This window comes from Bradyrhizobium sp. P5_C11_2 (assembly GCF_054049755.1).
On sequence record NZ_JBFULT010000380.1, the window covers coordinates 1 to 7369 of the forward strand.

Below are 7369 nucleotides of genomic sequence, written 5' to 3' on the forward strand. Positions count from 1 at the left end.
CTTCGAACACAGTACCCAGACCGTTCGCACCGCCCTGTTGGGTCGTCCCGAACAGATTGCCTGCCGCGTCCATGATCAGGCCGCCCGCGGGGGTGGCTCCGTCGATGTTATTGAACCCGGCAATCACCGTTGCCGTGCTGCTGTAGCCGTTGCCGTTCCTGGTGATCTCGAACACGTCGCCATCGATGCCGCCCAAAAATGTCGTGCCGAACAGATTGCCCGCCGCATCCGCGATCAGGCCGGCGAGAGGTTGTTTGCCATTGGGGCCGCCGGTGAACGTGGCCAGCGTCGTCAGCGGGTTGTTGTAGGCCGGTATCGTGTAGCCGGTGCTGCTGTCAGACAGCGTGAAGGTGGTGGTGCCATAGGTGTTGGGCTGGCCGGCCGTCGGGGTGAAGACGAGCGCGTCGAGCGCGCTGGTGATCGCGGCCGCCGTCCCCGTCAAGGTGTAGGTGTTGCCGAAACGGGTGAGGCCGGCGCCGGACAGCGTGCCACCTGCCCCGCTCACCGTGATGGTCAGCGTGTCGGTCGCGCCGGCGTTGGAGTCACCGATGGTGACGCCGGCAAACGGATGGACCGGCGCTTCCGACGAGGTCGGCTGGCCTGCCTGCGTGCCGGTGATGGTCGGTGCCGCCCCCAGAACGGTGGTGGTGGTGCCGTCAGCCGTCGTGTTGGTGACCCACTGCTTCTTCGTCGTCCCGTCGGAATTGAGCTCGCGCGTCGTCGCCACCGTGCTGCCGTCCGCCCGGGTCACGATGGTTTCGATACTGTCGAACCAGCCGGCGTTGGTACTGTCGATCTGGACAGTCGTGACAAGCCCATTGGCGTCGATCGACGTCACGATGCGCTCGGCGACCTGACCATTTGCCTTGAGATAGTAGGCGTTGGTGACCGAGCTGCCGTCGATGTTCTTGTTGGTGACGGCGTGATAATTATAGGTCCCGGTGCCGTGGGTATCCTCGTCGACGGTTCGGCTGAAGCCGTCGGCGCTGACCGTTGTCACGGTCTGATCGAGCAACGCGCCGCCGGCGGTCAGATCTTTTGTGATCGTCGACGAGCTGCCGTCGACGGCGATCGTCGTCACTTCGGTATGATCGAAGTAGCCAGCCCCCCTGGTATCTTCCTGCAGCGTCCTGGTCCGGCCGTCGGCGCTGGTGGTCAGCACCCCCTTCTGATGGAGCGTGCCGTCGCTGTTGATATCGGTAATGGTCTCGGTGGTGCTGCCATCGAGATTTTTCACGGTCACGTCGGTTCGCGTACGGCCAATGGTTCCGCTGCCGCTAAAATCCCACTGCGTGGTCCTGGTCAGGCCGTCGGCACTGGTGCTGACGATCGTCCGGTCTTCGACAGCGCCCGCCGGGCTGTAGTCGATGAAGGTGTCGGTCTTGCTGCCGTCAATGGCCGCCACGCTGGTCTGCGTTTGATCGATGATGCCGTTGCCGTCCGCATCGCGTTGGATGGTGACGGTGCGACCGYCGGCGCTGGTCGTCGCGGTCATGGCGTCCTTGACGGAGCCATTGCCATTGTAATCGACGATGACACTGGTCTTGCTGTGATCCGCGTTGACTGCCGAATAAATCGTCTCGCTCTGATCGGTAGAGCCGTCGCCATTGGTGTCGGAAACGACGGTCGTGGTTCTGCCGTCCGCGCTGGTCGTGGTGACGGTTTTCGACAGCAGGGAGCCGCCGGCCTTATAGTTCGATACGGTTTCAGTGCGCCGACCGTCGGCACCAAGGACCGTGACATCGGTTGACGTCTGACCGGCACCGGTGCCGGAAAGCCATGCGACGGTGTGACTGAGGCCGTTCGCGCTTGTGGTCTCGGTCTTGGCGGAGGTCACCGAACCGCCGGCGTTCAGGGTCGTGACCGTCTCGGTCCGGCTGCCGTCGGCGTTGAGAGTCGTCACATCCGTCTGGCTTGCACTGACCCCGGACCCTGTCAGATTCCACTGCGTGGTCACGCTCAGACCATTGGCGCTCGTGGTGGTCACCGTCCGGTCCGTCAGCGCACCGCCGGCATTGTAGTCGCTGACCGTCTCGGTGCGGCTGCCGTCGGCATTGAGCACGGTGACATCCGTCCGGGTTTGGTTGAACGAACCGGCACCGGTGGTGTCGCGCTGTGTCGTTACCGACAATCCGTTGGCGCTCGTGGTGATGACGGCCTTGTCCTTGAGCGCGCCGGTCGCGCCGTAATCGGTGAGCGTGGCGACCGTGCTACCGTCGGGATTGACGACCGTGGTCACGTTCTGATCGACGACGCTATCGCCGTTGAGGTCCAGGGACATCGATACGGTTTTGCCGTCGGCGCTAATCGTCTCGATTTCCCGGCGCGTCAATGTTCCGGCGGCATTGGTTCGGGAGATCGTTTCGATGCTGCTGCCATCGGCATTGAGCACGGTGAGATCGGTCTCCGTCACGTTGAAGACGCCGCTCCCCGTGGTGTCGTCCTGCGTCGTCTTCGACAGGCCGTTGGCACTGGTCGTGATCACTTGCTTGTCGCGCAGCGAGCCATTCGCATTCAAATCCGAGATGGTCTCGGTCCGGCTGCCGTCGCTGTTGAGCACGACGACGTCCAGGGTGGTTTGCGTGAACACCCCGGATCCGGTGGTGTCGCGTTGGGTCGTTGTCGACAGACCGCTGGCGCTGGTGGTGGTAACCGACCGGTCTTTAAGCGCGCCGCTGACGCCGTAATCGGCGACGGTCCTGACGATGTTGCCATTCGAGGCAACGACGTCGGTTTCGGTTTGATCGGCGATGCCGTTGCCGTCGAGGTCCCGCGTCGTCGTAACCGTGCGGCCGTCCGCACTCGTGGTTACGACGATCTTGTCCTTCAACGATCCATTGGCATTGAAGTCGCTGGCCGCCTCGGTCCGGCTGCCGTCGGCATTGAGGACGACGACGTCGGTGCGGGTGTCGTTGAACGTACCCGCCCCCGCCGCATCCTGCTGCGTCGTGACCGACAATCCATTGGCGCTGGTGGTGATGACGGTGCGGTCCTCGACCAAACCGTTGGCGCTGAAGTCGGTGATGGYCTCGGTCCGGCTGCCGTCGGCATTGAGAACCGTGACGTCGGTGCGGGTCTGATCGAAGCTGCCGGCGCCGGTGCGATCCCGTTGCGTGGTCACCGACAGCCCATTGGCGCTGGTGGTGGTGACGGTGCGGTCGATCAGGGTGCCGTTGGCGCTGACATCGCTGACGGTCCTGGTCTTGCTGCCGTCGGCATTCAGGGCGGTGACGTCGGTTCGCTTCAGGTTGAAGCTGCCGGAACCGGCGGCGTCGACCTGGGTGGTGACCGACAGCCCGTTGGCGCTGGTGGTGGTGACGGCGCGGCCCTCCACCGTGCCGTTAGCGCTGTAGTCCACGACCGTCGACGTGGTGCTGCCGTCGGCGTTGCGGACCAGGGTCCGGATTTCATTGTAGAACCCGTCACCGGCCGAATCGATCTGCATCGTGGTGGTGGCGCCGTCGGCACTGACTGTCGTCACCGTCTTGGATGTCAGCGAGCCGTCGGCATGACCGTCGGTCACCGTCCTGGTCTGGCTGCCGTCGGCATTGAGAACCGTGACATCGAGCTCGGTCCGATCGAAGACGCCATCGCCGGTGTTGTCCACCTGGGTCGTCTTCGACAGTCCATTGGCGCTGGTCGTGATCACCGTCTTGGCCAGCAAGCTGCCGTTGGCGCTGAGATCGGTGAGCGTCTCGGTCCGGCTGCCGTCACCGTTCAGCACGGCGACGTCGTTGATGGTCTCGGTAAATTGGCCCGAGCCGGTCGGATCGCGCTGAACCACTGTCGACAGACCACTGGCGCTCGTGGTGGTGACCGTGCGGTCCTTGAGCGAGCCGTTGGCGTTGAATTCGGCGACCGTCACGACCTTGCTGCCGTTGGCCGTAACCACGCCCGTCTCGGTGCGATCGGACAGCCCATCGCCGGTGACGTCCTGCTGAATCGTCTTCGAGAGGCCGTTGGCGCTCGTCGTGACAATCGTCCGATCCAGCAGCGAACCGTTGGCGCTGCGGTCGGTCACCGTCTCGGTCCGGCTGCCGTCGGCATTGAGCACGGTAACATCGGTGCGGGTGTCGTTGAACGTACCCGACCCGGCTGCATCCTGCTGCGTCGTGACCGACAACCCGTTGGCGCTGGTGGTGATGACGGCGCGATCCTCGACCGAACCGTTGGCGCTGAGATCGGTGATGGTCTCGGTCCGGCTGCCATCGGCATTGAGAACCGTGACGTCGGTGCGCCTCTGATCGAAGCTGCCGGCGCCGGCCTGATCCCGCTGCGTGGTCACCGACAGCCCGTTGGCGCTGGTGGTGGTGACGATGCGGTCGATCAGGGAGCCGTTGGCGCTGACGTCGCTGACGGTCCTGGTCCGGCTGCCGTCGGCGTTCAGGGCGGTGACGTCGGTTCGCGTCAGGTTGAAGCTGCCGGACCCGGTGGAGTCGATTTGGGTGATGATCGACAATCCATTGGCGCTGGTGGTGGTGACGGTGCGCCCCTCGACCGTGCCATTGGCGCTGCAGTCCATCACCGTCGACGTGGTGCTGCCGTCGGCATTGCGGATCACGGTCCGGACTTCGTTGTAATAGCCGTCGCCGGTCGAATCGACCTGGATCGTGGTGGCGGCGCCGTCGGCACTGACCGTCGTCACAATTTTCGATTTCAGCGAGCCGTCGGCATGGCTGTCGGTCACCGTCCTGGTCCGGCTGCCATCGGCATTGAGGGCAATGACATCGGTCTCGGTGAGATCGAAAACGCCATCGCCGGTGCTCTCCACCTGCGTCGTCTTCGACAGCCCATTGGCGCTGGTCGTGACCACCGTCTCGGCCAGCAGGCTGCCATTGGCGCTGTGACTGGCGATCGTCTCGATCCGGCTGCCGTCACCGTTCAGGACAACGTCGTCATCGATGGTTTGCGTGAAGCTACCCGAGCCGGTCGGGTCGCGCTGAACCACGATCGACAGACCACTGGCGCTGGTGGTGGTAACGGTGCGGTCCTTGAGCGAGCCGTCGGTGTTGAAATCGGCGACCGTCACGACCTTGCTGCCGTTGGCCGTAACCACGCCCGTCTCGGTGTGGTCCGACACGCCGTCGCCGGTGACGTCCTGTTGAATCGTCTTCGAGAGGCCGCTGGCGCTCGTCGTGACAATCGTCTGATCCAGCAGCGAACCGTTGGCGCTGCGGTCGGTCACCGTCTCGGTCCGGCTGCCGTCGGCATTGAGCACGGTAACATCGGTGCGGGTGTCGTTGAACGTGCCGGTCCCCGCCACGTCCAGCTGCGTCGTGACCGACAACCCGTTGGCGCTGGTGGTGACGACGGCGCGGTCTTCCAGCGTGCCATTGGCGCTGACATCGCTGACGGTCTCGGTCTGACTGCCGTCGGCATTGAGAACGATGACGTCGGTGCGGGTCAGATCGAAGCTGCCGGCCCCAGCCCGATCACGTTGCGTGGTCACCGACAGCCCGTTGGCGCTGGTGGTGGTAACGGCGCGGTTCTCCAGCGAACCATTTTCGCTCCGAGCAATAACGGTCTCGGTCTTGCTGCCGTCCGCGTTCAGGGCGATGACGTCGGTTCGCGTCAGGTTGAAGCTGCCGGATCCGGTGACGTCGACCTCAGTGGTCACCGACAGTCCGTTGGCGCTGCTGATGGTGACGGTGCGTCCTTCGACCGTGCCGTTGGCGCTGCGGTCCGTCACGGTCGACGTGGTGCTGCCGTCGGCATTGCGGATCACGGTCCGGACTTCGTTGTAATAGCCGTCGCCGGTCGAATCGATTTGCGTGGTGCTGGTGCCACCATCGGCACTGACCGTCGTCACCGTCTGCGACTTCAGCGAGCCGTCGGCATGGCTGTCGGTCACCGTCCTGGTCTGGCTACCATCGGCGTTGAGCACGGCGACGTCGTGCTCGGTCAGATCGAAGACACCATCGCCGGTGCTGTCTTGCTGGATCGTCTTCGACAGCCCATTGGCGCTGGTCGTGACCACCGTCTCGGTCAGCACGGTGCCGTTGGCGCTCAGATTGGTGAGCGTCTCGGTCCGGCTGCCGTCACCGTTCAGGACGATGATATCGTTGGCGGTTTGCGTGAAACTACCCGAGCCGGTCAGGTCGCGCTGAACCACGGTCGACAGACCACTGGCGCTGGTGGTGGTAACGGTGCGGTCCTTGAGCGAGCCGTCGATGTTGAAATCGGCGACCGTGACGATCTTGCTGCCGTTGGCCGCGACCACGCCCGTCTCGGTGTGATCGGACACGCCGTCGCCGGTGACGTCCTGCTGAATCGTCTTCGACAGATGGTTGGCACTCGTCGTGATAATCGCCTGGTCCAGCAGCGAGCCGTCGGCACTGCGATCCGTCACCGTCTCGGTCTGGCTGCCGTCGGCATTGAGAACCGTGACGTCGGTACGGGTCGCGTCGAAAATTCCAGATCCCGTTGCATCCTGCTGCGTCGTGACCGACAGCCCGTTAGCGCTGGTCGTGGTGACGGTCCGGTCCTCCAGCGCGCCGTTGCCGCTGACATCAGTGACGGTCTCGGTCCGGCTGCCATCGGCATTGAGAACCGTGACGTCGGTGCGGGTCTGGTCGAAGCTTCCGGTGCCGGCCGTATCCTGCTGCGTCGTCACCGACAGCCGATTGGCGCTGGTGGTGGTGACGATGCGGTCGACCAGGGTACCATTGGCGCTGGTATCCGTGACGGTCTCAGTCTGACTGCCGTTCGCATTCAGGACGGTGACGTCGGTTTCCGTCAGGTTGAAGCTGCCGGACCCGGTCACGTCCATTTGCGTCGTCGTCGACAGTCCGTTGACGCTGGTCGTGGTGACGGTCCGCGCCCTGAGCGAGCCATCTGCCGCAAAGTCGGACACGGTCGAGGTTGTGCTGCCATCGGCATTCAGGATCCGGGTCCGGACCTCGTTGAAGGTGCCGTCACCGGTCGAATCGATCTGCGTCGTCTTCGACAGCCCATTGGCGCTGGTCGTGACCACCGTCTCAGCCAGCACGGTGCCGTTGGCGCTCCGATCGGTCACCGTTTCGGTGCGGCTGCCATCGGCATTGAGAACCGTGACATCGCTCTCGGTCCGATCGAAGACGCCATCGCCGGTGCTGTCCACCTGGGTCGTCTTCGACAGCCCATTGGCGCCGGTCGTGACCACCGTCTCGGCCAGCAAGGCACCATTGGCGCTGTGATCGGAGACCGTCTCGGTTCGGCTGCCATCGACACCGAGGACGGTGACGTCGTCGATGGTTTCCGTGAACTGGCCTGAGCCGGTGGTATCGCGTTGAATCACGGTCGACAAACCGCTGGCGCTGGTCGTGGTGACCATGCGGTCCTTGAGCGAGCCGTCGGCGTTGAAATCGGCGACCGTCACGATCTTGCTGCC

Annotated in this window: 1 protein-coding gene; it reads right to left on the reverse strand. The window is 64.2% G+C overall.

The window, feature by feature from the left end; all coding sequences use genetic code 11:
* On the reverse strand, positions 1-7357 hold a 7357-nt coding region (locus tag ACXJL8_RS28250), incomplete at its 3' end, for a choice-of-anchor tandem repeat GloVer-containing protein (protein ID WP_456685979.1).
* Positions 7358-7369: the final 12 nt, after the last annotated feature.